Below are 26173 nucleotides of genomic sequence, written 5' to 3' on the forward strand. Positions count from 1 at the left end.
AGCCACACGCCATGCATGCCATCAGCTTCATTCAGGATCTGGCAGTGATCATGTTGATCGCGGGTGTGGTGACCGTGCTCTTTCATCGTTTCAAACAGCCGGTGGTACTTGGCTACATCGTCGCCGGCTTCATCATCGGCCCGCACACGCCGCCGTTCAGCCTGATCCACGATGAAGCAACCATCAAAACCCTCGCCGAACTCGGGGTGATTTTCCTGATGTTCTGCCTGGGGCTGGAGTTCAGCCTGCGCAAGCTGTTCAAGGTTGGCGCCACGGCGTTTATAGCGGCCTTCCTGGAAATCGTCCTGATGATCTGGATCGGCTACGAAATCGGCCGCTGGTTCGACTGGAATACCATGGACTCGCTGTTCCTCGGCGCGATCCTGGCAATTTCCTCGACCACTATCATCGTCAAGGCACTCAACGACCTGAAGATGAAGAACGAGCGTTTTGCCCAACTGATCTTCGGCGTACTGATCGTCGAAGACATCCTCGGCATCGGCATCATCGCGTTGCTGTCGAGCATCGCGGTCAGCGGCACCGTCAGCTCCGGCGAAGTGTTTTCCACGGTCGGCAAGCTTTCACTGTTCATGATTGTCGCACTGGTTATAGGCATTCTGCTGGTGCCCCGACTGTTGGCCTACGTGGCGAAATTCGACAGCAACGAGATGTTGCTGATCACCGTGCTGGGCCTGTGTTTCGGCTTCTGCCTGCTGGTGGTCAAACTTGAATACAGCATGGTCCTCGGTGCGTTCCTGATTGGCGCGATCATGGCTGAATCGCGGCAATTGCTGAAGATCGAGCAGTTGATCGAGCCGGTTCGCGACTTGTTCAGTGCGATTTTCTTCGTCGCCATCGGCCTGATGCTCGACCCGATGATCCTGCTGCAATACGCCTGGCCGATCGCGGTGATCACCGTGGCTGTGGTGCTGGGAAAGATGTTGTCCTGCGGCCTCGGTGCCTTTATCGCCGGCAATGACGGACGCACCTCACTGCGCGTGGGGATGGGGCTCTCACAGATTGGCGAATTCTCTTTCATCATCGCGGCGTTGGGCATGACGCTGCAGGTCACCAGCAACTTTCTCTACCCGGTGGCGGTGGCCGTCTCGGTGATCACCACGCTGTTGACGCCGTATCTGATTCGCGCGGCCGATCCGCTGTCGATCAAGCTTGCTGCGGTGATGCCGCAGCGTCTGAGCCGTGTGCTGGGGATGTATGGCGAATGGCTGCGCAGCATTCAGCCTCAGGGTGAGGGCGCACTGTTGGCGTCGATGATTCGGCGGATTCTGTTGCAGGTAGGGGTCAATCTGGCGTTGGTGATTGCGATCTTTCTCTCGGGCGCGTTCTTCGCCGAGCGTATGTCCGTTTACCTACAGGACTGGATCAGCGATCCGAGCTGGCAGAAAGCGTTGATCTGGGGCGGGGCGTTGCTGTTGTCACTGCCGTTCCTGATCGCCGCTTATCGCAAGCTCAAGGCGCTGTCGATGTTGCTGGCAGAGATGGGCGTGAAGCCGGAAATGGCCGGCCGCCACACACAGCGAGTGCGCCGGGTGATCGCCGAAGTGATCCCGATACTCTCGCTGTTGGTGATTTTCCTGCTGCTGGCAGTCTTGTCGGCCAGTATTCTGCCGACCAACAAGTTGCTGGTGCTGATCGTCATAGTCGCGGCCGCGGTGGCGGCGCTGCTCTGGCGCTGGTTCATTCGCGTGCATACGCGGATGCAGGTGGCCTTGCTGGAAACGCTGGACAATCACAAGGAATCGTCTGGGCATTGACCACGCAATGCATCAGGGCGGATCAGCTTTCCAGCCAGACGTCCCGCGCCCAGTGCCATACCGATTCCCAGGTTTCTTCGGCGATCAGCTCTTCTTCGGCCAACCACAGCACCACGGTGCCGTCTTCTTCGACCAGGTAGTAATTGTCACCGTCCTGGCAGATCGGAATCATGCTGCGATCGACGCCAGCGTCCCAGGCGTTGGCGGCAACGTCTGGCAGGTAGGTGTGGGACTGCGGATCGGTGACGGTCACCGGCTCCAGGCTGCCGTAGACCACGTCGCTGACGGTCAGCAAAAATTCTCTGAAGACGAACGGGATGTCGATGAACAGTTGCTCTTCGATTTCCACAATCTGATCTTCGTCAGGCAATTCCAAGGGGACCGGTACCGGTTCGTTGGCTTCACGCAGTTGTTCGATGATTTCTTCCACGTCCGGGATCCTCTTGCTTGATGGCGCGGTTTAGTTGGGGCGGTTTATACAGTAGCTCGCTATAGATGCAACCGCGAAATAGAAAACCCCGGCCGAAGCCGGGGTTTTATTACAACAGGTGAAACGCGGGAAGTGATCAGCCGTTCTGGCGGATACCGGCCACCAGCCAAGGCTGGTTTTCGCCCTGTGGACGTTCCATGTTCCAGCTTTCGCTGAACACTTCGCCCTGGTCGAAGCGCGAGGACTTCGACACGCCGCTGAAGGTCAGGGTGGCAATAGTCTTGTCCGCACGGTCATCAACGCCATCCAGTTGTACCTGGAGGTTATCGATGTAGGTCGACTGGAAGCCGTCGCCCAGGTCGGCACGTTCGCGCTTGAGGAACTCCAGCAGTTGCGGCGTCACGAACTCGGCGATCTTGTCCATTTCGTTGGCATCCCAGTGTTGCTGCAGGGACTGGAAGTGGTTGCGGGCCGCTTCAATGAAGTTGTTTTCATTGAACCAGGCTGGCGCGTTGATCACCGGACGAGCGGCGGCAGGTGCAGCCGAGCCGCCGAAGATCGAACCCATGGCTGTTGGTTTCTGTTCGAACACTTCACGCTGCATCGGCGCGCCGGCTGGAGCCATGTGCTCCTGCTGCTTGCGACGACGAGCGGCGATGAAGCGGAAGACCAGGAAGGCAATGACCGCCATGATCAGGATGTCGAAGATCTGCATGCCCTGGAAGCCGCCGCCCATGAACATGGAGGCCAGCAGGCCACCGGCCGCGATACCGGCCAGAGGGCCGAGCCAGCGCGAAGCGCCGCCGGCTTTGGCGGCAGCGCCAGCGGCACCGGCTGCGCCCGCAGTGGCAGCAGCGCCGCCTGCAGCAGAAGAAGGAGCCATTTGGCTGGTCTGGTGAGTCGGCGCAGCGCCGGAGCTCTTGCCGCCACCAAAGCGCTTGGCGTTGGCGTCCAGGCTCATCGTCAGGCCGATGCACAACGCCATGGCGATGCTAAGAAAACGTTTCATAAAGGGAATTCCCATTTGTGGATGGCACGCGCGCCATGTTGCACAGCTGAAGTGTTACTGGCTAGCGGCAGAGTGTTTCGGGCTTTTGCCTGACAGGTTGTGTTCAGCTTCAGTCAGCGCAATAAGACCTGTTAACTTTGGTCTGTAGGACGAGTGGATGAGTTCTGTAGGAAAGATGACCAGCGTCACTACGCGATCAAACTGTGGGAGCGAGCCTGCTCGCGATAGTCGCACCGCGGAATAGCAGAAACACCGCGTCATCGTTCATCGCGAGCAGGCTCGCTCCCACAGAAATGCGCCCTGACGGTCGCCTTTAAACGGCTTCCAGCTTGGCGTAACCCAGCATCAGCCACTTGCTGCCTTCGCTGAAGTTCACCTGCACTCGCGCCTGAGCGCCGGCGCCTTCGAAATTCAGGATCACGCCATCGCCGAACACCGAATGCCGCACAGTCTGGCCGAGGCTGAACCCCGTGTCCGGGATCTCACTGCCGCCGAACAGGCTGCTGGAGCTCTGCTGCTGACCACCGCCGAACGGACGGCTGACGCTGTTGGACAGCCGCACTTCCTGGATCAGGCCTTTCGGCACTTCACGTACGAAACGCGACACCTTGTTGTAGGTCTCACTGCCGTACAGGCGTCGGGTTTCAGCATAGGTCAGCACCAGATTCTGCATCGCCCGGGTGATCCCGACATAGGCCAGACGGCGTTCTTCTTCAAGACGGCCGGGTTCTTCCAGGCTCATCTTGTGCGGAAACAGGCCTTCTTCCATGCCCACCAGGAACACGTAAGGGAATTCCAGCCCTTTGGCGCTGTGCAGGGTCATCAGTTGAATGCTGTCTTCGTGCTCGTCGGCCTGGGTATCTCCGGCCTCCAACGAGGCGTGACCGAGGAACGCCGCCAATGGCGACTGCTCTTCATCCTCTTCCGGATTTTCGAAGTTACGCGCGGCGCTGACCAGTTCCTCAAGGTTTTCCACCCGGGCCTGGCCTTTCTCGCCTTTTTCCGCCTGGTGGTAGGCGATCAACCCCGACTGCTCGATGACGGTTTGGGTCATCAGATGCAACGGCATTTCCAGGCATTTGGCGGCGAGGTTCTCGATCAGCTCCATAAATGCCCCAAGAGCACCGGCAGCGCGACCGGTCAGGCCTTTGTTGGCCACCAGCTGACGCATGGCTTCCCACATTGACACATGGCTGTGGCGTGCATGATCGCGGATGGCTTCCACGGTTTTTTCGCCAATGCCACGGGCCGGAACGTTGATCACCCGCTCCAGGGCCGCATCGTTGCCACGGCCTTCCAGCAAACGCATATACGCCATGGCGTTCTTGATTTCTGCCCGTTCGAAGAAGCGCTGACCGCCATAAATGCGGTACGGAATGCGTTCGCGCAGCAAGGCTTCTTCCAAAACGCGCGATTGGGCGTTGGAGCGGTACAAAATCGCGATATCGCTACGAGCCAAGCCGGTTTTCAGCGCACTTTCAATGGTTTCAACCACGTAGCGTGCTTCGTCGTGCTCGTTGAAGGCGGCGTACAGATTGATCGCTTCGCCTTCGCCGCCATCGGTCCATAACTCTTTGCCCATGCGCCCGGTATTGTTGGCGATCAGGGCGTTGGCGGCTTTGAGAATTCCGGCTGTGGAGCGGTAGTTTTGCTCCAGACGAATAATCTGGGCATCCGGGAAGTCGTCGGAATACTGATAAATGTTCTCGATTTTCGCGCCGCGCCAGCCATAGATCGACTGATCGTCGTCGCCGACCACCATCAGGCTGTCGCCACCCTTGGCCAGCAGACGCAACCAGGCGTACTGCACGGCGTTGGTGTCCTGGAATTCGTCCACCAGAATGTGCCGGAAGCGCTTCTGATAATGGGCGAGCAGACCCGGGTGATCGCGCCACAGGTCGAGGGCTCGCAGCAGCAGTTCGGAGAAGTCGATCACGCCAGCGCGCAGGCAAGCAGCCTCATAGGCTTCATAAATGCTGCGCATGGTCGCCAGGAACAGATCGCCGCTGGCTTGAATATGTTGCGGACGCAGACCTTCGTCTTTCTGCCCGTTGATGAACCACTGGGCCTGTCGGACCGGCCAGCGTTGCTCGTCCAGGCCCAGCTCGCGGATTACCCGCTTGACCAACCGTTGCTGGTCGTCACTGTCGAGAATCTGGAAGGTCTGGCTCAGGCCGGCTTCCTGCCAGTGCGCCCGCAGCAAGCGGTGCGCCAGACCGTGGAAGGTGCCGACCCACATGCCGGCCGGGTTGATACCCATCAGCTGCTCGATGCGATGACGCATCTCGGCAGCGGCCTTGTTGGTGAAGGTCACCGACAGAATGGAGTGGGGCGAGGCGTTTTCGACCTGGATCAACCAGGCGATACGATGCACCAGCACTCGGGTTTTACCGGAGCCAGCACCGGCCAGGACCAACTGACGACCCACGGAGGCAGCTACGGCCTGACGTTGGGCATCGTTGAGGGAGTTCAGCAGAAGGGAGAGATCATCGCGCATCGGGGCATTCTAGGGTGCGCCGTCACACCGGGCAAACCGAGCTTTGCATTAGCCGATGAAAGAGGCACCGATGACGACCGGTCGGTCACCGGCTGCAAGCAATGGCGGAGCTCGTCTGGCGGCTTTTTTACCGAGGTGGGCGGCTCAAACTTTCGTCTATTTTATGACCTTGGGCTGTTTGGTCCGGGCATTTGCTTGTGTATGCTCCGTCCATAATTCGGGCTCGCATGCTCACTATAAGAACAAGAACATTGCCTATGACCCTCAGCTCCGACCTGTCGGGCCCCTCTGTGGAGCCCCGGGTTATCCGCAAACAGTACGCCATGGAAATGGCGGTCGAACGCACGCGCCTGCTGTATCAGGGCTCGCTGTTGCCTACGCTGTTCATGCTGATCAACGGTCTGGTGTGCGCCGGCTTGCTCTGGAGCCCACAGCGTTACTTCGTGGTCAGTGTCTGGTTGATCTGGTTATTGTCGCTGGTGGCGTTGCGGGTGATTCAGGTCGCGGCCTTCGATTCGGCGATTCCCAATCGTCAGGCGCATCCGGTCTGGCGGCGCATGTTCATGCTCGGCTCTGCCATGACTGGCCTGACCCTGGCCGGTGCCGGCATCGCGTTGGTGCCCGCTGATAATTTCATGCAGCAAGCCTGGGTGTTCGGCCTGATCGGCGCCGCGGCACTCTCGGCCAGCGTTGCTTATGCCGTCAGCCTGCCGGCTTTTCTATCCTTTACCTTGCCCTGTCTGTTGCCGGCCATCGGCTATCTGTTCTGGGGCGGGGATGAGCAGGAACAGGGCTGGGGCTGGTTTGGGCTGATTTTGCTGGGTTCGTTGAGCGTGGTCGCCTGGCAGGTCAATCGGCTGATCAACCAAGGGCTGCTGCGGCGCTTTCAAAATCAGGCACTGATCGAGCACTTGCAGCAGGCGCAAAGTCGCAGCGATCAGCTCAACCACGAGCAGGGCAAGGAAATCGACCAGCGCCGCCGCGCCGAAGACGAATTGCGCGAAACTCAGGTCGATCTCGAAAATCGAGTCGCCCAACGTAGTCTGGAGCTGGACGCCGCCAACCAGGCCTTGAGCAAGAGCGAAGCGCGGCTGGCGCTGGCGTTGAAGGCGAGCGAGCTCGGGTTGTGGGACTGGAACCTGCAGACAGACGAAGTCCATCACACCCAGCTTCAGGAGCTGTTTGGCCTGGAGCCGGAATTCGTGACGGCGATGCTCCGCCACCTCAAGCCGAGACTGCACCCCGACGACTTGCCATCGCTGAAGCGGGCGCTGGTCGAGCATTTGAAGGGTCGCAGTGAGGATTATCAGATCGAGTATCGGGTAAGGCATGGCGATGGCCATTGGGTCTGGATCGAGGACCGTGGTCGAGCGGTGGAGCGCGCCGAGAACGGCCGGGTGATCCGCATGGTCGGCACCCGCCGCGATATCAGCGCCAGCAAGGGCCTGGAAGAACAGCGCCAACTGGCGGCGACAGTGTTCGAGGCGGCCAGCGAAGGCATTGTGATTTTCGACCCGAATTACGCGCTGATTGCCGTCAATCAGGCCTTCAGCCGAGTGACCGGCTACGACATCGACGACATGCTCGGGCGCAACGTGGTCGATTTGCCCTGCAGTCGCGATGCCCGCCGGCATTACACCGCGATTCATCAGGCGCTGGAGCAGCACGGTAGTTGGCAAGGCGAGTTGGTCGAAACGCGCAAGAATGGTGAGTTGTATCCGCAATGGCTGCAATTGAATGCCGTGCGCGATGCGCGGGGAAATGTGAGCCATATTGTGGGCTTCTTCGCCGATCTGTCCGCTCGACGTGAATCCGAAGAGCGCATGCGCTACCTCACCCATTACGATGAACTCACAGGATTGGCCAATCGTTCGTTGTTCCGCGAACGGCTGCGCGAGGCTCATCGGCGGGTGCGTCAGGGCGGTCGGCGCAGCCTGGCGTTGCTGCACATCAATCTGGACCGTTTCAAGCTGCTCAACGATAGCCTCGGTCACGAAATCGCTGATCAGCTGTTGCAGAAAATGTCCCGCCGCCTGGTCAATGCGCTGCCGGAAGCGGACACCATCGCCCGGTTGTCCGGCGATGAATTTGCGGTGCTGTTCGATGCCTACGGCAACCTGTCGAGTCTGGCGCGCGTAGCGACCCGGTTGTCGGCCAAGCTGCGTCTGCCAATCACCGTCGAGGGTCATGAATTGGTGATGAGCGCGTCCATGGGCATCAGCCTGTTGCCGGACACCGCGCGGGAGATTTCCGCGCTGGTCAGCCAGTCGAACATGGCCATGCAGCATGCCAAACACTTGGGCGGCAACAACTTCCAGTTCTATACAGACAGCCTGCAAGCCAGCACGCTCGAGCGTTTGCAGCTCGAGAACCAGTTGCGCAAAGCCATCGAAGAAAAGCAGCTGAAAGTGTTTTATCAACCGAAACTTTGCCTCGCCACCGGCCGGCTGAATGCCGCCGAGGCGTTGGTTCGCTGGAATCACCCGACCCTGGGCCAGGTACCGCCGGGGGATTTCATCGGTCTGGCCGAGGAAACCGGGCTGATCGGCGCTATCGGCGAGTTCGTTTTGCGCCAGGCCTGTTGGCAAGCTTGTGAGTGGCAGCGTCAGGGACTGGAGCCGATTCGGGTGTCGGTCAACCTGTCGGTGCATCAACTGCGTCAGGGAAAACTGGTTAGCCTGGTGCGCCAGGTGCTGGAGGAAACCGGTCTGGCGCCGCATTACCTGGAACTGGAACTCACCGAAAGCCAGTTGCTGGACAGCGTCGAGCACATCATTGCGACCTTCCAGCAACTGCGTGATCTGGGGGTGAAGCTGGCCATCGACGATTTCGGCACTGGCTATTCGTCCCTAAGCTATCTCAAACGGATTCCGGTGGATTACGTGAAGATCGATCAGGCGTTTATCCGTGGTCTGGGGGAGAGCAGTGAGGATGCGGCGATCACCCGAGCGATCATTGCCATGGCGCACGGGTTGTCGCTGAAGGTGGTGGCTGAAGGCGTCGAGCGGCCGGAGCAGCTGGAGTTTTTGCTGGCTGAAGGCTGCGACGAGGTGCAGGGTTACCTGATCAGTCGTCCCGTCGAGGCAAATGGCTTAGGCGGCTTGTTAAAAGAGCAAGATGCTAAATGAGATGCTTTTGCTGAGTCAGCAGACAGAGTGCTGACTCAGTAGGGGAGGATCTGCTAAGCAAATCGTCTGATCCACCATGTAATGTAAGATTCAAGTTGGTTGTTTGACCATGAAATGTACTTCAGTCCTTGGTAGTTGGTCGAATGCCGGACGCTTGTCTCGTTTGATTCCTTTTCAGGATATAGATTAAATACGGATTCTGGATTTTTTGGTGTGTAAGCTATTGAGGACAAACGACCATTGATGAATCGAAACTGAGCAACTCCGCTATTAGGGTCTCCTTCGATTTTATAGTTGTTTATTTCAAATACTTTATAATCAAATCTTGCTTTAAATGGGCCTCGGCTTGTATTGGATTTCTCTAAGGTAAAGAGAGTGTAGCCTTCATGCTCAAGATTGTTTACTACCTGTTCAATGAGGCTGCAACTGTGAATTTTGTTTACCAGTAATGGCGAGTCACTATCGCATATTTGATCAAGGTTGGCCGGGTAGTAGTATCTGGTTGCTATGAAAGCGAAGGAGCAGGCCAGTAGCAAGATAAGTGAAGCGATCTTTAGTGTTGAAATTTTATATTTAATAATATGCGCCATTCGAAGTTGCCTCCTTAATCAAAACATTGTTTTCAAGAAGAGTCATGCAGGTTTTTGGGCAGTCATCAGGGCTTTTGTTGTCTTTGGCCGCACATAATCCAACTTGATTGTTCCAGTCGTCCATGGCCCTCTCGTCTTTGCTTTGTCCAAAGTTCGATACTTCATGTGCCCACCCGGCAAATCTGCTTGTTGACTCCCCCCAGTTTGATGATGCAATCATGCACGATGCGACACAGTGTCTGAAAGCGTCCCGAGGTCCGTTATGTCTTCCTGATAGCCCGCTTTTTTCGGCTATGTCCTCGGCTTTGGATGACCATTCAAACACAGATTCCAACCCAAATGGATCAACGTATTTCAACGGATTGCCGTTCACATACCCATATGTATTCATTCCGCCCTTTAGCCCAATGGGGTCGCTCTCCAAATAGCGTCCTGTTTCCGGGTCATAATTTCTGAAGTAATTGTAGTGCAACCCAGTTTCAGCATCGTAGTACTGACCGGGGAAACGGAGATTTAGAGTCAAAGAACCACTGGCTTTCTCCAAACCAAAAGTGTCAGATTTCCATTCCCATACAATTTCCTGATCGGCGTTCGTTACGATGCGGGGTGTGTTGAGATGGTCGCTATGAATGTAGAACGGCGTGCTATTAGTCAGTGCACCTGCCGTATCATAGTTAATACTCACACCGCCCAACGGCAAACCATCAAGCCAGACATAGTATTGGCTCGTGAGCTTCTTGCCTTCGCTATTGAACATCGTTTCGCCCAACAGTTGACCATCAGGTCCGTAGAGAAATGTAGTAACGCCTTGTGGAGTGATTTTCTGGGTGCGCTGACCCAGAGCGTTGTAGCGAAACTGACCCCGGATCATCCCGTCAATCTTCACGCTGCTCAGGCGATTTTGCTCGTCGTATGAGAATTGGCGATTGGCGCGGTCTTTGATCAGGTTACCGGCCGCATCGGTGGTCACCAATTGGTCGCCTATTTTGATCAATCGATTGTTACTGGCGCCATACTGGTAGGTCGTGACTGTACTGTCTTGCACCTTGCCTTCGACCTGAGGAATAAGTGTTTTGTTAGTGCGGTTACCCACCGCGTCATAAGTAAAGGTTTGCTGTCGCTTGGCATTTTCTTCTTCTGTCAGGCGATCGAGCGCGTCATAGCTGTAGTTCAGATCACCGAGTGAACTGCTTTGTAATTTGGTGATGTTTCCGGTGGCATCGTAGGCATAAGTGCTGTTCCTGCCGGCGACTGTTTGTGCCGTTAGCCGATAGTCCAGATCGTAGGTACGTTGAAGCGTAGTCCCATTGTTCCAGGCCAGGCTTTTGAGTGGACCGAAAGGTAGATAGGCAATGTCGCGGACGAAGGTAGTCGGTTCATCTGCGCCACGCTGGATTTCCACTTGACTGACCTGCCCACCGGAGTTGCGTAGGTAGTGAATGCTGAGCCCGGTCGGGTAGTCGATCCGACTGAGTCGATTTGCTCCATCATATCCAAAACCCAGTTTTTCCAGCGGGGTTGCTCCATTCGTTCTCGGTGTATGCAGTTGGGCTGTGCGGTTGCCTTGCGCGTCGTAGGTGTAACTCAGGACGCCATTTATGTCTTCCACTGCTGTCAGTCGGCCGATACCTTTGTTGCCGCTGGTAATCGAGTCGTAGTGGAAACGAACATCAAGCTTTGGGTTCGCCGGATAGCGACGACTAAGCAATCGATTCAGAGCATCGTATACATAGGATGTGACGACCCCTCGAGCATCCGTTTTTTCTGTGATGTTGCCTGCTGCGTCATATTTGCATTTGCTGGTGCCGCTATCGGGACTGTCTAGCTGAGTCAGGTTACCCAAGCCATCGAAGTGATAATGGGTGCTCACCCCGCGTGCGTCGCGGACGTGGGTGAGGTTGTCCTGAGCGTCGTACTCAAACTGAGAAGTGCCGTTTAATGGGTCGGTGCTCTTTATCAAACGATTGAGCGGGTCGTAGGCGCTGCCATAGCTAGCATCGCGAGGGGTGACGGTAGTAATGGGATTGTCATTAAGGTCGTATTGCAGATGATTCGTTTGGCCACTAGCGCCTATCGAATCAAGCAACCGCCCCAGTTCGTCATACACCCATCGATGCTGTTTCGTTAGCTTTCCTGCATTGTCCTTCAAGCGTACTACTGTTTGGTTACCCATTGGGTCGAGTTCAAATTCAGCTTGCTCCATTAGGTTATTCGTAATTCGGATTAATCGTCTTGCGTCGTCCCAAGTGTAAGCAAGCCAGCTACCATCGCCTTGGGTCAGTCTGGTTATGTCCCCGGTAGCATTGTAATCGAATTGTGCTGTGCTGTTTCCTACTCTGACAGATGATAACCATCCTTGAGGCATATAACTCAGTGAAGTTACGACCCCATTGGGATCAACTATTGTCTGCGGACTCCCTATGTAATCGTAGTTTGACATCTCAGTGGTATGCCCAAGTGCGTTAGTAACGCGCATCAGGTTGCTATTTGAGTCATATTCGTAGCGGGTGATATCGCTCACATCGGTTCTTGGTCCATCCGAAGATTCGAGCAAGCCAGTGGCATTGTAAGTGAATGACCTTCCGCGCTCTGGGGCTTGCCAGAGTGGGACGGTAATGAGAGTGCCGCCGATTGCAAGCGCCAGAAGGCCTGCTCTTAATAACAGTGTATTCATGTTCAGATCCTTCTGAATCAATGCGTTTCAATTGTTTGGCTGAGTTTTCGTCCTTCAGCGTCATAGGTATATAGAATTGATCGGTTTGGTTGTTGAATACGCAAGGGAAGGGGCAGCGTAGCGTGCCACTCCGTGGTAATAGTCCTTGATTCAGGCGTTCCACTTGCGTCGATGCGCGAAGTGACCAAGCCGCGGTCGTTATGGGTGAATAGCGTAGTGATGCCCTTACCGTCAGTTTGCGATGTCAGAAGTCCGCGTTCGTCGTAGGTAAATGTCGAATTACTTTGTGGACAGTTAGCGGTTGGTTCTCCGATGATCGAGGTTATGCGTTTGGCACCTTGAAAGTAACCAAATTTATAAGTTGTATTTTTTCCCAGGGCGTTTGATACAGTGGTTGAATCGTCAGGATTATATTGGACGGTAACTTTCTCAGTACCCAGCGCGTGTTCGCTGGAGATTGCCCGACCGTATTGGTCGTAAGTCCATGCCGCATATTTAATTCCACGTTGATCTTCAATCGCTGTTAAAAGCCTGCTGTCTCGTTGGTCTTCATAAAAATATCGTCTTGTTTCCTGAAGCTCAGGGTGGTTTTTTATGACCGAAATGAGCTGTTTATATTTGTTATATTGGTAGCGTATTTGGATCTGTCCCACCTTTAAACTAAGGGGTTGCTTTCTTGAGTCTTCGGTAAATTGAAGTGAATTGCCGAAACTATCGGTTACTGTAGCGGCTGTGCCCGAGTAGCTGATAGTCGTGGACAAACTGTGCCTTCGCGTACTTACAAGTTTTCCACTATTATCGAATACTAACGTCATGCCGTTAGTCGATTGGTATATCCAGCGGTTGTCATGCTGATTGAGCGTACTTGCTTCAGTTGCTTCGCCAACGTATAAATGCCCGATTTTTTTGAATACGTATTGGTTTCCATTGCTGTGTATAACTGTGACTGAATTGTTTTCAATGTTCAGCCTGTCTGAGTAATTATGAACCCATAATCCATCAGCACTTCTGTAGTATCTTGTGAATTCGATAGCATTTTCGCGATTTTTGTTAGATGAAAATGAGTAATCTGTTTCTGACTGCAACTTGTAGCCTGTCGAAAAATCGATAGGGTTACCAGCGATACTCGATGGACAGGCGTAGCTAGCTTCTAGATACTCACACTGACCTGAAATGCTGTTAAATTTCTTTCCTTTTGTGCAATGTTCTCCATAGAGCATTATAGCTAGAACTCCATAGGAGTCGTCGACCGGGTCATCGCCAAATATCATGTGACAATCCCAAGCAAGTTTATCCTCTCTTTCTATGGGGGGGTGTAGTTCCATGTGTCTTCACTTTCCTTGTGTAGCCATCGACAACCTGATTCTGGCGATGAAAATTTTTCAGGAATCCCCGATTCGAGCTGAAATTGCCAATAATAGTCTTCTCCTAACGAATTTTGAGTTGTTAAGAGGGCGCACAATAAGATTGGTGTGCATTTCTTTCTGATTTTCATATAGACCTTCCGTGGTCAGATATTCTTTAACGGGTGTTCTTGTTTTATATCAGCAAATTACTCATCCGTAGACTATGGAAATAAAATGCAAATAATTGTGGGCGGGGTCATTTGCGCTTTATGTAGACGCAACACCAGATAAATTATGTGTCAAAAATTGTTAATGTTGATTTATCTATATTTCTTCTAAAGCCGCGGGAGCGTCAGGGTAGGATTTTCGCTGCCCTCAGCAAGGATGACGCCGCGCGGATGTTTTCCGCTACATGGGGCATTTCCTGCCAAAATTAGGAAGATTAATGCCATCCGGTTACGTTTTGAGCAGGCAAAAAGCCGATTCATGTAGTATAACTACAAGCGTGCTACATCCCCGGCACCTGCCAATAACAAAGAGTCCAGCCCTTTGAATCTGCTGCAACACATCGCCCAGTCACGTCACCTGTTACGCAAGTCGGAGCTCAAGGTCGCCGACCACGTGCTGCTTGACCCTGCGGCGGTGATGCACAGTTCCATGGCCGACCTGGCCCACAGCGTGGGCATCAGCGAGCCGACCATCGTGCGGTTTTGCCGCGCCATTGGCTGCTCCGGGTTTCAGGATTTGAAGCTGAAACTGGCGCAAAGCCTGGCGGCTGGCGCGAGTTTCGGGCAATTCGCGATCCATGAAGACGATTCGGTCGCCGATTACAGCCTGAAAATCTTCGACACTACCCTGCATACGCTGATGGAGGTTCGCGAGAAACTCGATCCGGTGGAGTTGCAGAGGGCGGTGTCGCTGATGTCTCAGGCCCAGCGCGTCGAGTTCTATGGCTTCGGTGCCTCGGGCGCAGTGGCGGCGGATGCCCAGCACAAGTTCTTCCGTTTGCTGCTGACTGCAGCGGCGTATTCCGACCCGCATATGCAGGCGATGTCGGCGGTCACCCTGAAGCCGAGCGACGTGGCGATCTGCATTTCCCAGTCGGGGCGATCCAAGGACCTGTTGATCACTGCCAATCTGGTGCGCGAAAGCGGCGCTTCGTTGATCACGTTGTGCCCGAGCCAGACACCGTTGGCCGAGCTGTCGACTGTCAACCTGGCGATCGATGTGCACGAAGACACCGAAATCTATACGCCGCTGACGTCGCGCATTGCGCACCTGGTGGTGATCGATGTGCTGGCGATGGGCGTAGCCATGGCCCGCGGTCCGAGCCTGGTCAATCACCTCAAGAGCGTCAAACGCAGCCTTCGCAGCTTGCGGCTGTCGCCAAAATCGGTGAAAGCGCTGGACGATTGATTCTTCTGTAAGGTCGTTCCGACCTTAATCGCGAGCAGGCTCGCTCCCACATTGATCATCGGTGTTGCACAAATTGTGTATGCACCATGGAACCTGTGGGAGCGAGCCTGCTCGCGATGGCGTTCTCGAATACGCCAATTTTCATCTCTCTGTAACCCTCCCGCCGCCAAACCGTCATCCCTCGCACCTATCTTGTAACTCCCGTACTCGCCTTGGGAGACTCGAAATGGCTCAGCCCTACGAAGAACGCAACAGCGCCGTCAAAACCCGTCGTCAGCAAGAAGATCAGCGCCGCATGGAATTTCGCCGCGCCATCGAAGATCGCTGCGAACGCCGCCAGCTACTGGCCGAAATTGGCGATTTTCCTGAAGACCTCGAACTCAACTATTGGCAGGCAGCACCGGTAGCTTCCCGTCGAAACGCTCAACCAACGCGCTGATCTGCGCCCGTTCGCTGCGGATAAACGCAAGGAATGCGTGGGCCACTGGCGACAGCCGTTTGGCCTTGGCCTGCACCAGGCACCAGCTACGGAACAGCGGCAGCTCTTCGACCGGCAGCTCAATCAGGGCGCCGGTTGCCAACTCAAGGTTCAGGGCGTGGCGCGTCAACAGCGCCAGGCCCAGACCCGCCAATACGCATTCACGCTGAGCTTCGGCTGAGGCGACCTCTTGGGTCTGGGTGAAATGCACGCGCTTCTCTTTGAAATACTCGTCGCACGCCAATCGCGTACCGGAACCGGGTTCGCGCAATAGCAGCGTGTAGGGTTCCAGATCCTGCAAGCGCAACGGTCCCATATGGCACAGCGGATGATCCGGCGGTGCTACAGCGACGATCGGATTGTTGAGGAACGGCAGGAATTCCAGCCCCATGTCTTGTGGGACCATCGACATGATCACCAAGTCATCACGGTTATCCGACAGGCGCCGGATGACCTGGCCTCGGTTGACTACCGTCAGGTGCAGGTTCACTTCGGGATGCTGGCGTTTGAAGGCGGCAAACAAGTGCGGTACGAAATACTTGGCGCTGGATTCCACCGCCAGTTTCAGCTGGCCCTGCAATGAGCCTTGCATGTCCGACAGCTGCATATCGAGGTTTTCCAGGCGCCCGAAAATGTCCCGGCTGGCGCGCTGCAGGGCTTCGGCCGCCTCGGTCATGTAGAGTTTTTTGCCGACATAATCGAATAACGGTTGGCCGATCAGCTCTTCGAGTTGACGAATCTGTAGGCTCACGGCAGGTTGTGTGAGAGACATTTCGTCGGCAGCGCGGCTGTAGGACCTTAAGTCGCACACCTCATTGAAGATCTGCAATTGACGCAATGTCATACGCATCAATGACTTACGCATTTTCTAGAGACCCTGAGCGGAGGCTGATGCCTCAACTATAAGTCTTTGCTTATGTGTAACCCAATTATTATTCATTTTTGTTAATCCCTTGCGAAGGCTAGTGTGGAGCTGCGACTGAATTGAAACATTTGGTCACGCGTCGACCTGGTTTGACAGGTCGTGGGTACCACCGGCTCAAGGGAACCTCCAAGTGATAAAAAAGATCCTGATCGCCAACCGTGGTGAGATTGCCGTACGAATCGTGCGTGCCTGCGCCGAAATGGGCATTCGCTCGGTCGCGATCTATTCCGACGCCGACCGCCATGCCTTGCATGTGAAGCGTGCGGACGAGGCCCATAGCATCGGCGCTGAACCACTGGCCGGCTATCTGAACCCGCGCAAGCTGGTGAACCTGGCGGTGGAAACCGGTTGCGATGCATTGCACCCCGGCTACGGCTTCCTTTCGGAAAATGCCGAGCTGGCAGACATTTGCGCCGAACGCGGTATCAAATTCATTGGTCCATCGGCTGAAGTGATTCGCCGTATGGGCGACAAGACCGAAGCGCGCCGCAGCATGATCAAGGCTGGCGTACCGGTCACCCCGGGCACCGAAGGCAACGTGTCGGGCATCGAAGAAGCCCTGACCGAAGGCGATCGCATCGGTTACCCGGTGATGCTCAAGGCCACGTCCGGTGGCGGCGGCCGCGGTATTCGTCGTTGCAACAGTCGCGAAGAACTCGAACAAGCCTTTCCACGGGTCATTTCCGAAGCCACCAAGGCTTTCGGTTCGGCGGAAGTGTTCCTGGAAAAATGCATCGTCAATCCGAAACACATCGAAGCACAGATCCTTGGCGACAGTTTCGGCAATGTGGTGCACCTGTTCGAGCGTGACTGCTCGATCCAGCGCCGTAACCAGAAACTGATCGAGATCGCTCCGAGCCCGCAACTGACCCCGGAACAGCGCGCCTACATCGGCGACCTGTCGGTGCGTGCGGCGAAGGCTGTGGGTTACGAGAACGCCGGCACCGTGGAGTTCCTGCTCGCCGAGGGCGAGGTGTACTTCATGGAGATGAACACCCGGGTGCAGGTGGAACACACCATCACCGAAGAAATTACCGGCATCGATATCGTTCGCGAGCAGATTCGCATCGCGTCCGGCCTGCCGCTTTCGGTGAAACAGGAAGACATCCAGCACCGCGGTTTCGCGCTGCAGTTCCGGATCAACGCCGAAGACCCGAAAAACAACTTCCTGCCGAGCTTCGGCAAGATCACCCGTTACTACGCGCCCGGCGGTCCTGGGGTGCGCACCGACACAGCGATCTACACCGGTTACACCATTCCGCCGTTCTACGACTCGATGTGCCTGAAACTGGTGGTCTGGGCGCTGACCTGGGAAGAGGCGATGGACCGTGGCTTGCGTGCCCTTGACGACATGCGTCTGCAAGGGGTCAAGACCACCGCCGCGTACTACCAGGAAATCCTGCGTAACCCGGAATTCCGTAGCGGCCAGTTCAATACCAGCTTCGTTGAAAGCCACCCTGAACTGACCAACTACTCGATCAAGCGCAAACCCGAAGAGCTGGCCCTGGCCATCGCCGCCGCCATCGCCGCCCACGCAGGCCTGTGAGGAATATGACAATGTCCAAGAAGATCCATGTAACTGACACGATCCTGCGCGACGCCCACCAATCGCTGCTCGCCACCCGCATGCGCACCGAAGACATGCTGCCGATTTGCGACAAGCTCGACAAAGTCGGCTACTGGTCGCTGGAAGTCTGGGGCGGCGCGACCTTCGACGCCTGCGTACGCTTCCTGAAAGAAGACCCGTGGGAGCGTCTGCGCCAACTGCGTGCGGCCTTGCCTAACACGCGTCTGCAAATGCTCCTGCGTGGCCAGAACCTGCTGGGCTACCGCCACTACAGCGACGACGTGGTCAAAGCCTTCGTTGCCAAGGCTGCAGTCAACGGCATAGACGTGTTCCGCATCTTCGACGCGATGAACGACGTGCGTAACCTGCGCGTGGCCATCGAAGCCGTGAAAGCCGCCGGCAAACACGCTCAAGGCACTATCGCTTACACCACCAGTCCAGTGCACACCATTGACGCATTTGTGGCGCAAGCCAAACAAATGGAAGCCATGGGATGTGATTCCGTGGCGATCAAAGACATGGCCGGCCTGTTGACCCCGTACGCCACTGGCGAACTGGTCAAGGCATTGAAATCCGAGCAATCGCTGCCCGTGTTCATTCACTCGCACGACACCGCTGGCATGGCCACCATGTGCCAACTCAAGGCCATCGAAAACGGTGCCGATCATATTGACACCGCGATCTCCAGCTTCGCTTCCGGTACCAGCCATCCGGGCACCGAATCAATGGTCGCCGCCCTTAAAGGCAGCGAATATGACACCGGCCTGAACCTGGAACTGTTGCAGGAAATCGGCTTGTACTTCTACGCCGTGCGCAAGAAGTACCACCAGTTCGAAAGCGAGTTCACCGCCGTCGATACCCGCGTTCAAGTCAACCAGGTACCGGGCGGGATGATTTCCAACCTGGCCAACCAGTTGAAAGAGCAGGGCGCCCTGAACCGCATGAGCGAAGTGCTGGCGGAGATCCCGCGCGTTCGCGAAGACCTCGGCTTCCCGCCGCTGGTGACCCCGACCTCGCAAATCGTCGGCACCCAGGCGTTCTTCAACGTGCTGGCCGGCGAGCGCTACAAGACCATCACCAACGAAGTGAAGCTCTACCTGCAAGGCGGCTACGGCAAAGCGCCGGGCACCGTGAACGAAAAACTGCGTCGTCAGGCGATCGGCAGCGAAGAAGTGATCGACGTCCGTCCAGCTGACCTGCTCAAGCCGGAAATGACCAAGCTGCGTGCCGAAATCGGCGCCGTGGCCAAGTCTGAAGAAGACGTGCTGACCTACGCCATGTTCCCGGACATCGGCCGCAAGTTCCTCGAAGAACGCGCCGCCGGCACCCTCACACCAGAGGTGCTGTTGCCAATTCCGGAAGCGGGCGGCGTGGCGTCGGCCGGCGGTGAAGGCGTGCCGACCGAGTTCGTCATCGACGTTCACGGCGAAACCTACCGCGTCGACATCACCGGTGTCGGCGTCAAGTCGGAAGGCAAGCGCCACTTCTATCTGTCCATCGACGGCATGCCGGAAGAAGTGGTGTTCGAACCACTCAACGAATTCGTCAGCGGCGGTAGCAGCAAGCGCAAGCAAGCCACTGCACCGGGCCACGTCAGCACCACCATGCCAGGCAACATCGTCGATGTGCTGGTCAAGGAAGGCGACACCGTGAAAGCCGGCCAAGCCGTGCTGATCACCGAAGCGATGAAGATGGAAACCGAAGTCCAATCGGCCATCGCCGGCAAAGTCACCGCCATCCACGTGGCCAAGGGCGATCGGGTGAACCCGGGCGAAATACTGATCGAGATCGAAGGCTGAGTTAACAGCCTCGATATACCGTTTTAAACCTCGGGGGGGCATGTGCCCCCCTTTTTTTTGCCCGGCCACTTTGGCGAAGGTTCCGCAGATCAAATGTGGGAGCGGGCTTGCTCGCGAAAGCGATGTGTCAGCCAACATCTTTGCTGAATGTAATGGCCCCTTCGCGAGCAAGCCCGCTCCCACAAGGTATTGCGCTGAATCAGTGAGGACGAGGCGAGTTCATCAGAATGCCATCCGCCACTGCCCCATTACGCCATGACCGCGGCTGTCACTGCCGATCTCGCCGGTAAGGCCAACACCCACTGTATGGTTTGCCGAAACCCCAAGATCCAGTCCCGCATCGAGCAGCAGGCTGTCGCGATCCAGCTCCGCACCGTAAACGGTGTAGTCGTTGCCGCCATTGACCAGCCGCTGACGGGTTTTGGTGTAGACCTCCCCGTACGTATGTTTCCAGCCGGCACTGAATCGCGGCGTCAGTTGCATGCCGTTATCCAGCGTGTTGACCTTCGCCAGACGCAGACCAAAGGTGCTGTTCATGTTGCTTTGGGCTTGCTCATGGACTTTCAGCGCCGCTGCACCGCCTTTTTCGGTATAGCTGTCGCGTTGATAGCGTTGGTAGCCGAGGCTGGCGAACGGTTCGATGCTGACGTTAGTGCGGCCCAGGTTGTAACCCGCCTCGACGAAGGCTTGCTGGGTGCTGGCGTCGTAGCTGCCCTTGGGGCGGTCGCTGAAGCCAGCGAAGGCTATCCGGCGTGTGTTGTTGCCGTTGTGGTTGCTGTAAGTCGCGCCAAGGCGCAGTGACATCGGACCGTTCTGACGCAACGCATAGACACCCAAGTGCCAGCTGTCGAGATCTCCGTCGAGTTCGCTGCTCTCCAGGCGAGTCCGCGATTTGCCGCCCATCAGCCCCAAGCGCCATTCCTCATCGATTCTCCAATCCGCTCCCAGCAACAGGCCCTCGGTTGTGTGCTGCAGGGGATCAACGTCGCGATCCAGTTTCCCGTTGTGACCTAGGGCTTGTAACCAGACTCTGCCATTGTCTTCACTGCCGGCGGCCAGGCGTGGTGCGTTGTTTCGCCTGCCGGAATTGCTGTAGGCACTGGCGCTATCCAGCTGGCGCATGGCTGAGAGCATGGTCGCGCTGATTGGGCTGTCACTGTTCAGAGTTGCCTTGGCGAGATTGGCGTTCTGGCTGCTGTCCAGTTGGTCGATGGCCGGGGAGGCTGTTTCGGTGGTGGAGGCGAGCAGAGGCGTGACGGCGGCATTTGTGGGACTGGATGGCGTCTGCGCCATCGGACTGGCTTCGGGCTCTTCAAGGGCAGGCGGTTTAGTTGTTACAGGCTGAGCTTCCTGTCCTTCACCCAACCGATTTGTGGGCCGCTCAGCGTTTTTATGTGGCTCGATGACGTCCTTTGTCGCCGGAAGATCGACGATGCGCTCATTTAGCTTGGGGGCTTTTTTACGAGACTTGGTAGCCGGCGCATCGGAAATGACTTGAGGCTCCGGTTGTTGCGCCATGGAGGTTTCTATGCAACCCACTGCAAGCGCAATGGCTAGCGCCAAATGTTGTGGTCGGAATTTGTATTGAACGGGCATCGAGTACAGCCTCTTTTGAATGGAGGCCAAACTCTAAGAGGGAGGCTATAGGTGCCGATGTCAGCTGCTTCCGACGGGCTTGCGGGGAGTGTCAGATGGTTGTGTAGAAAATGGCCAGCCGCTTGAGACCGGCTGATTTTATCTGTTCGCGCTGATGCTTTTTCTTACATCGAATCGAGATACGGGGGCTATCGCATCTTCAAAAACGTATCTGCCGCACGTTAAAGATCAAAAGATCGCAGCCTTCGGGCAGCTCCTACATTGGGCCGACGCGTACCCTGTAGGAGCTGCCGAAGGCTGCGATCTTTTGGCTTTTAACCTAACTACGGCTCAAATACGCCTTCCCATAATGCCGCTCCATCCGCGCTTGAATCAGCTCCAATCCAATCGACATCAACCAATAAATAATCGCAGCGGTCGTGAGCATCTCGATATAGCGATAGCTCGAGCGCCCATACGATTGCGCCAGGAACATCACTTCCCAAACCCCCATCACCGAGATCAGTGACGAGTCTTTGAGCATGGAGATGAACTGGTTGGTGGTGGGCGGGATGATGGTGCGCATGGCCTGGGGCAGGGTAACGCGCCAGAAGATCACGGTTTCGCGCATGCCCAGGGCCAGTGACGCTTCGCGTTGGCCATGGGGGACACCGAGGATGCCGGCGCGGAAGATTTCGCTCAGGTAGGCGCCGTAGTTCAGCGACAGCGCGATGATGCCCGCGGCGATGGCGCCGGGCACGATGCCGAGTTGTGGCAGGCCGAGGTAGATCAGCAGTATCTGGATCAGCAGCGGTGTGCCGCGGAAGAACGAGGCATAGAAGCTCGCGATACCGAACGCCACCGCACTTTTTGACAGCCGCGCCAAAGCCGTGATGAAGCCCAGCAGCGATGACGTCACGATTGAGCACAGGCACAAGAACAACGTCAGCGCTGCGCCTTGCAGAAAGCCGTTGGGCGCCAGGTGCAGGCCGATCAGGTTCGGCAGTTTGTCGAGGATGATCGAGAACTTCAGGTCGAAGCTCAGGAAGAAACTCGCGAACAAGCCGAACATCGCCGCCCAGGTCAGGTACAGCCGAGTACGGAAGCCGAAGACCCGTTGCAGTAATGACTCAGCCACTGGTTGCGGCGGCTGAGGTGGTTTGGGGAAAGAAGTCATTTGCTGATGTCGGCGCCGATCCATTTTTGCGACAGCTTGCTCAAGGTGCCGTCCTGTTTCAGCTGGGCAAACACATCACGTACTTTGGCGTCCCACTGGGCGTCGCCTTTTTCGATGGCCACCGAGTTCGGCTCCGAGTACAGCGGCTCACCAGCGAGCTTGAAGCGCTTGTCTTCGTTCAGGCGTGGTTGCGCGGTCACCAGGTTGGTGAGAATCGCGTCCAGACGTACGCCAGCACCCAGGCCCAAATCCTGGAACGCGACGTTGTCGGTGTCATATGGGGCGATCTGCACATTCTCGAACGGGTACTGCAATTGGGTGTCTTCGGCGCCTTCGATCACCAGGTTTTTGTTCAGGTAGCTTTCATAGCTAGAGGCGCTGGTGAGGCCGACTTTTTTACCGCTCAGGTCCTTGGCGCTGTGAATGCTGTCGTTCTTGGCGTTGACCACGATCACGGCAGGGGAGGCGTAGTACTCGACCGGGAAGTTGAAGACTTCGGCGCGGGCTTTGCTCGGGGTCATGGAGCAGATGCAGATGTCGTAACGCCCGCTCCAGCGACCGGCGGCGATCACATCCCAGGACGGCGTTTCGAGGCGCAGCTTGACGCCCAGTTTGTCCGCCACGGCCTTGGCCACGTCGACGTCGAAACCGTCGAGCTGGTTTTGATCGTTGAGGAACGAGAAGGGCGGATAGCTTTCCATCAACACACCCACCAGTTCTTTCTTTTGCTCGATGCGATCCAGAGTAGCGCCCGCAAAGGCTTGGGTAGAGGCAGCCAAAATCGTCAGGCCCAGGGCCAGCAGTGGTTGAAATTTCACAGTTGATCCCTGAAAAAAAGAGGTTGTTATTAACCGGGTGGTGCGTATTAAATAGTTATAAGAAGGACTCTGATAGTGAGTTATTTTCATAAGCTTATGAGTGAAAAGAATATGGGCGCAGGCAGCACGGTAATTCTGGATGGCGGCATGGGTCGTGAGCTGCAACGCCGAGGGGCGCCGTTCAGGCAGCCTGAATGGTCCGCGCTAGCTTTAAGCGAAGCGCCGCAAGCTGTGGAGGCCGTGCACGCGGCTTATATCGAAAGCGGTGCCAACGTGATCACCAGCAACAGTTATGCGGTGGTGCCGTTCCATATTGGCGAAGAGCGCTTTTCCGCTGAGGGTCAGGCACTCGCGGCATTGGCCGGTGAACTGGCCCGTCGTGCAGTCGATGCGGCGGGCAAACCGGTGCGCGTGGCCGGTTCATTGCCGCCGTTGTTCGGCTCCTATCGGCCGGACCTGTTTGACGCCGCGCGGGTGACTGAACTGTTGACGCCTCTGGTCAATGGTCTGGCGCCTCATGTCGACCTGTGGCTGGCCGAAACCCAGAGCTCGATTATCGAGGCACGGGCGATCCATGCCGGTCTGCCGAAGGACGGCAAGCCGTTCTGGCTGTCGTTTACCTTGAAGGATGAAGATACTGACGAAGTGCCGCGTCTGCGTTCGGGTGAGCCCGTGGCTGAGGCTGCCGCGGTGGCGGCTGAGTTGGGCGTCGAGACTTTGCTGTTCAACTGCAGCCAGCCAGAAGTGATCGGCGCTGCGATTGATGCGGCGCGGGAAACCTTCGAACGCTTGGGGGTGAATATTCACATCGGCGCGTACGCCAATGCCTTCCCGCCGCAGCCGAAAGAGGCCACGGCCAATGACGGTCTGGACCCGTTGCGCGACGATCTCGACCCACCGGGTTATTTGCAGTGGGCGGCCGATTGGCAAAAGCGCGGGGCCAGCCATTTGGGCGGGTGCTGCGGGATCGGGCCGGAGCATATTGCGGTGTTGGCCCAGAAATTGGCGTGATGCCAATCCCGAGCAGGCTCGCTCCCACAATAGATCTTCAGTGAGCACGTATATTGTGTTCGACAACGATCCAATGTGGGAGCGAGCCTGCTCGCGATAGCGTCCGTCCGGGCGCCGAAGATTACTGACGGCACTCAACCAGAGTTTTCACCTGCCCCGATTCCGTCTGGTTCTCATCAGACAGCCACCGCTCGAACCCCGCGCCAATCGCTGGCCACTCCGAATCCAGAATCGAATACCACGCCGTGTCTCGGTTCTGACCCTTGACCACCATGTGCTGACGGAACACCCCTTCAAAACTGAACCCCAACCGCTCCGCCGCATACTTGGAACGGGCATTGCCGTTGTTGCATTTCCATTCCAGACGCCGGTAACCCAAGGCAAAGGATTCTCTGGCCAGCAGGTAAACCGCCTCGGTGCTTCTTGGGGAGCGTTGCATCGCTGCGCCGAAGGTCACATGGCCGATTTCGATGCGGCCCTGAGAAGGGACAATCGACATCAGGCTGAGAATGCCCTGCACGTCGCCGCTGGCGCGGTCGATCACCGTGAAGAAATACGGGTCGCTGTTGGCCGCGTGGTTGTTCAGCCAATCGTTGAAAACGCTGCGCTCCGGGAAAGGTCCGTAAGGCAAATAGTCCCAGAGTTTCGGATCCGAGCCCGGGCCTTCGAGGGCTTTCCACAAGCCGTCGGCGTGACGCGCCGGGTCAAGTTTTTCCAGGCGGATGAAACGCCCTTCGATCAGTTGAACCGAGGGTGGCGGAACACCTTTCCAGTCCGCGAGTGAAGTCGACATGTTGCTCTCCTTGAACCTTATAGGGCGTGGCGAAACTGGATGAAACCGGGACGCTCGGCGATGCGCTCATAGAGCTGGATCGCGGTGGCGTTGGTTTCGTGGGTCAACCAATGAACCTTGCAGCAGCCATCCGCCTTGGCCGTGGTGTAGACGAATTCGATCAGTTGCCGACCGACACCGGTGCCGCGGGTTTCTGGCGTCACCAGCAAGTCTTGCAGGTAGCAGGAGTTTTCGATGCTCCAGTTCGAGCGGTGGTAGATGAAATGCACCATGCCCACCGCTTTGCCATCGGCCCAGGCCAGCGCCGCATGGGTCGGCTCGCTCGGGTCGAGCAGGCGCTGCCAGGTGCTCTGGGTGACTGCGTCGGGCAATTCGGTGTTGTAGAAGCGCAAGTAGGCTTGCCACAACGGCAGCCAGGCAGCGTGATCGTCGGCGGTGACCTGGCGGATGTCGATCTGACTCATTTTGGTTCCTTAACGCATCAAGTGGGCGAGGGCCTGGTCGTGCACATCAGGGCTGGCGGCCAGCCCCTCGCGCACACCGGCGATATCTGCAGCATTGCGGTTCTGGCTGAGCTTGCGTTTGCCCTCCAGGCGCTGGATCGGCAAGGCAAAACCGACGATGGCCTTGAGCATGCCATCAATGTAGTCGGTGGGGGCGTCGGCGACTTTCCATGGATGGGTACGACCGGCTTCATGACGATCAGTCAGAGCGCTGACCAGAGTGCGCAGGCGATCGGCGTCGGTGAACACTTCGGCCATGCCATAGGCGTGCACGGCGACGTAGTTCCAGGTCGGCACGACTTTGCCGTGCTCGGCTTTGCTCGGGTAAAACCCCGGGCTGACGTAAGCATCCGCACCAGCAAAAATCACTAGCGCCTCGGCGCCGTTCTGCAATTCCCGCCATTGTGGATTGGCCCGGGCGAGGTGCCCGTAGAGAGTGCCATTCGGCCCGTGGTCGACATTCAGCAGCAGCGGCAGATGACTGGCTTGCAGGCCCTGCTCACCGTGGGTGACCAAAACAGCAAGGCGAGTGCCGACTATCTGCTGATGCAGTTCATTCAAATCATCGATGGCGAAATTGCTGGGCGTGTACATGGAAATTTTCCTTGGCGAATGCCTGCATCCTAGGCAGGCTATTGGTCTGTTGTAAGAGCCATTAATGA

The 26173-nt window shown here is 56.7% G+C and carries 19 protein-coding genes and 1 pseudogene; 7 read left to right on the forward strand and 13 right to left on the reverse strand.

Going from position 1 to position 26173, the window contains the following annotated elements:
- Positions 1-11 precede the first annotated feature (11 nt).
- Positions 12-1775 (forward strand): cation:proton antiporter, encoded by a 1764-nt coding sequence (locus BK662_RS04755; RefSeq protein WP_123357122.1) that lies wholly within the window; start codon positions 12-14, stop codon positions 1773-1775.
- A 22-nt stretch (positions 1776-1797) separates the two neighbouring features.
- On the opposite strand, the gene BK662_RS04760 is transcribed toward BK662_RS04755, so the two are convergent.
- The 3 genes from BK662_RS04760 to uvrD all read right to left on the reverse strand — a co-directional run bounded on the left by BK662_RS04760 (position 1798) and on the right by uvrD (position 5711).
- The gene (locus BK662_RS04760) at positions 1798-2205 is read right to left on the reverse strand and encodes an SMI1/KNR4 family protein (RefSeq protein WP_008007803.1); all 408 of its coding nucleotides are present in this window, start codon (positions 2203-2205) and stop codon (positions 1798-1800) included.
- A 136-nt stretch (positions 2206-2341) separates the two neighbouring features.
- On the reverse strand, positions 2342-3214 hold the full coding sequence (locus BK662_RS04765) for a Tim44 domain-containing protein (protein ID WP_123357123.1): 873 nt from the start codon (positions 3212-3214) through the stop codon (positions 2342-2344).
- A gap of 313 nt (positions 3215-3527) precedes the next feature.
- Positions 3528-5711 (reverse strand): DNA helicase II, encoded by a 2184-nt coding sequence (gene uvrD / locus BK662_RS04770; protein ID WP_123357124.1) that lies wholly within the window; start codon positions 5709-5711, stop codon positions 3528-3530.
- Positions 5712-5968: 257 nt separating this feature from the next.
- Between uvrD and BK662_RS04775 the strand changes: the two genes are divergently transcribed.
- Positions 5969-8839 (forward strand): EAL domain-containing protein, encoded by a 2871-nt coding sequence (locus tag BK662_RS04775; protein ID WP_123357125.1) that lies wholly within the window; start codon positions 5969-5971, stop codon positions 8837-8839.
- A 53-nt stretch (positions 8840-8892) separates the two neighbouring features.
- Here the strand turns inward: BK662_RS04775 and BK662_RS34565 are convergent, their stop codons facing one another.
- Genes BK662_RS34565 through BK662_RS04785 form a run of 3 tightly spaced genes read right to left on the reverse strand, consistent with a single transcriptional unit; the run spans position 8893 to position 13428 of the window.
- Complete coding sequence (locus tag BK662_RS34565) at positions 8893-9429, reverse strand: hypothetical protein (RefSeq protein ID WP_148057911.1); 537 nt, start codon at positions 9427-9429, stop codon at positions 8893-8895.
- A complete protein-coding gene (locus BK662_RS04780; protein ID WP_123357126.1) occupies positions 9413-12103 on the reverse strand; it encodes an RHS repeat-associated core domain-containing protein in 2691 nt (896 codons plus the stop codon). The genes BK662_RS34565 and BK662_RS04780 overlap by 17 nt, the downstream gene beginning before the upstream one ends.
- A gap of 17 nt (positions 12104-12120) precedes the next feature.
- Entirely contained in the window at positions 12121-13428 is a 1308-nt protein-coding gene (locus tag BK662_RS04785; RefSeq protein ID WP_259695877.1) for a DUF6531 domain-containing protein, read from the reverse strand.
- A gap of 570 nt (positions 13429-13998) precedes the next feature.
- Between BK662_RS04785 and hexR the strand changes: the two genes are divergently transcribed.
- Complete coding sequence (gene hexR / locus BK662_RS04790) at positions 13999-14865, forward strand: transcriptional regulator HexR (protein ID WP_007896526.1); 867 nt, start codon at positions 13999-14001, stop codon at positions 14863-14865.
- Between the two features lie 226 nt (positions 14866-15091).
- Positions 15092-15304, forward strand: coding sequence for a PA3496 family putative envelope integrity protein (locus BK662_RS04795; protein ID WP_123357127.1), 213 nt, complete (start codon positions 15092-15094; stop codon positions 15302-15304).
- Here the strand turns inward: BK662_RS04795 and BK662_RS04800 are convergent.
- Positions 15246-16208, reverse strand: a complete 963-nt coding sequence (locus BK662_RS04800) for a LysR family transcriptional regulator (RefSeq protein ID WP_123357128.1) — start codon at positions 16206-16208, stop codon at positions 15246-15248. The two genes, BK662_RS04795 and BK662_RS04800, sit on opposite strands and share 59 nt — an antisense overlap.
- 190 nt (positions 16209-16398) lie before the next feature.
- On the opposite strand from BK662_RS04800, the gene BK662_RS04805 reads away from it, so the two are divergent.
- Both BK662_RS04805 and oadA read left to right on the forward strand, forming a co-directional pair.
- A complete protein-coding gene (locus tag BK662_RS04805) occupies positions 16399-17814 on the forward strand; it encodes an acetyl-CoA carboxylase biotin carboxylase subunit (RefSeq protein WP_007896523.1) in 1416 nt (471 codons plus the stop codon).
- An 11-nt stretch (positions 17815-17825) separates the two neighbouring features.
- Positions 17826-19634, forward strand: coding sequence for a sodium-extruding oxaloacetate decarboxylase subunit alpha (gene oadA / locus BK662_RS04810; protein WP_123357129.1), 1809 nt, complete (start codon positions 17826-17828; stop codon positions 19632-19634).
- Positions 19635-19856: 222 nt separating this feature from the next.
- Here oadA and BK662_RS04815 read toward each other — a convergent pair.
- The 3 genes and pseudogenes from BK662_RS04815 to BK662_RS04825 form a co-directional block, all read right to left on the reverse strand.
- Positions 19857-20954, reverse strand: a pseudogene (locus BK662_RS04815) (autotransporter outer membrane beta-barrel domain-containing protein); the annotation flags it as partial.
- A 595-nt stretch (positions 20955-21549) separates the two neighbouring features.
- Positions 21550-22386, reverse strand: a complete 837-nt coding sequence (locus BK662_RS04820; protein ID WP_052966075.1) for an amino acid ABC transporter permease — start codon at positions 22384-22386, stop codon at positions 21550-21552.
- Complete coding sequence (locus BK662_RS04825; RefSeq protein ID WP_123357131.1) at positions 22383-23204, reverse strand: ABC transporter substrate-binding protein; 822 nt, start codon at positions 23202-23204, stop codon at positions 22383-22385. The genes BK662_RS04820 and BK662_RS04825 overlap by 4 nt, the downstream gene beginning before the upstream one ends.
- Positions 23205-23315: 111 nt before the next feature.
- On the opposite strand from BK662_RS04825, the gene BK662_RS04830 reads away from it, so the two are divergent.
- The gene (locus BK662_RS04830) at positions 23316-24215 is read left to right on the forward strand and encodes a homocysteine S-methyltransferase family protein (RefSeq protein WP_123357132.1); all 900 of its coding nucleotides are present in this window, start codon (positions 23316-23318) and stop codon (positions 24213-24215) included.
- Between the two features lie 121 nt (positions 24216-24336).
- Here BK662_RS04830 and BK662_RS04840 read toward each other — a convergent pair whose 3' ends face one another.
- Genes BK662_RS04840 through BK662_RS04850 form a run of 3 tightly spaced genes read right to left on the reverse strand, consistent with a single transcriptional unit; the run spans position 24337 to position 26105 of the window.
- Positions 24337-25008 (reverse strand): GNAT family N-acetyltransferase, encoded by a 672-nt coding sequence (locus tag BK662_RS04840; protein ID WP_123357134.1) that lies wholly within the window; start codon positions 25006-25008, stop codon positions 24337-24339.
- 17 nt (positions 25009-25025) lie between these two features.
- On the reverse strand, positions 25026-25472 hold the full coding sequence (locus tag BK662_RS04845) for a GNAT family N-acetyltransferase (RefSeq protein WP_123357135.1): 447 nt from the start codon (positions 25470-25472) through the stop codon (positions 25026-25028).
- Positions 25473-25481: 9 nt separating this feature from the next.
- Entirely contained in the window at positions 25482-26105 is a 624-nt protein-coding gene (locus BK662_RS04850) for an FMN-binding negative transcriptional regulator (RefSeq protein ID WP_123357136.1), read from the reverse strand.
- Positions 26106-26173: the final 68 nt, after the last annotated feature.

The organism is Pseudomonas frederiksbergensis (genome assembly GCF_003732275.1).
GTDB lineage: Bacteria > Pseudomonadota > Gammaproteobacteria > Pseudomonadales > Pseudomonadaceae > Aquipseudomonas > Aquipseudomonas frederiksbergensis_H.

Bases quoted from the DNA above. Each gene is read 5' to 3' on its own strand.
- BK662_RS04765 (WP_123357123.1), bottom strand. From the start codon at position 3,214: ATGAAACGTTTTCTTAGCATCGCCATGGCGTTGTGCATCGGCCTGACG.
- BK662_RS04785 (WP_259695877.1), bottom strand. From the start codon at position 13,428: ATGGAACTACACCCCCCCATAGAAAGAGAGGATAAACTTGCTTGGGAT.
- BK662_RS04800 (WP_123357128.1), bottom strand. From the start codon at position 16,208: ATGCGTAAGTCATTGATGCGTATGACATTGCGTCAATTGCAGATCTTC.
- BK662_RS04845 (WP_123357135.1), bottom strand. From the start codon at position 25,472: ATGAGTCAGATCGACATCCGCCAGGTCACCGCCGACGATCACGCTGCC.
- oadA (WP_123357129.1), top strand. From the start codon at position 17,826: ATGTCCAAGAAGATCCATGTAACTGACACGATCCTGCGCGACGCCCAC.
- BK662_RS04830 (WP_123357132.1), top strand. From the start codon at position 23,316: ATGGGCGCAGGCAGCACGGTAATTCTGGATGGCGGCATGGGTCGTGAG.
- uvrD (WP_123357124.1), bottom strand. From the start codon at position 5,711: ATGCGCGATGATCTCTCCCTTCTGCTGAACTCCCTCAACGATGCCCAA.
- BK662_RS04755 (WP_123357122.1), top strand. From the start codon at position 12: ATGCATGCCATCAGCTTCATTCAGGATCTGGCAGTGATCATGTTGATC.
- BK662_RS04850 (WP_123357136.1), bottom strand. From the start codon at position 26,105: ATGTACACGCCCAGCAATTTCGCCATCGATGATTTGAATGAACTGCAT.
- BK662_RS04820 (WP_052966075.1), bottom strand. From the start codon at position 22,386: ATGACTTCTTTCCCCAAACCACCTCAGCCGCCGCAACCAGTGGCTGAG.
- BK662_RS04840 (WP_123357134.1), bottom strand. From the start codon at position 25,008: ATGTCGACTTCACTCGCGGACTGGAAAGGTGTTCCGCCACCCTCGGTT.
- BK662_RS34565 (WP_148057911.1), bottom strand. From the start codon at position 9,429: ATGGCGCATATTATTAAATATAAAATTTCAACACTAAAGATCGCTTCA.
- BK662_RS04780 (WP_123357126.1), bottom strand. From the start codon at position 12,103: ATGAATACACTGTTATTAAGAGCAGGCCTTCTGGCGCTTGCAATCGGC.
- BK662_RS04795 (WP_123357127.1), top strand. From the start codon at position 15,092: ATGGCTCAGCCCTACGAAGAACGCAACAGCGCCGTCAAAACCCGTCGT.
- BK662_RS04775 (WP_123357125.1), top strand. From the start codon at position 5,969: ATGACCCTCAGCTCCGACCTGTCGGGCCCCTCTGTGGAGCCCCGGGTT.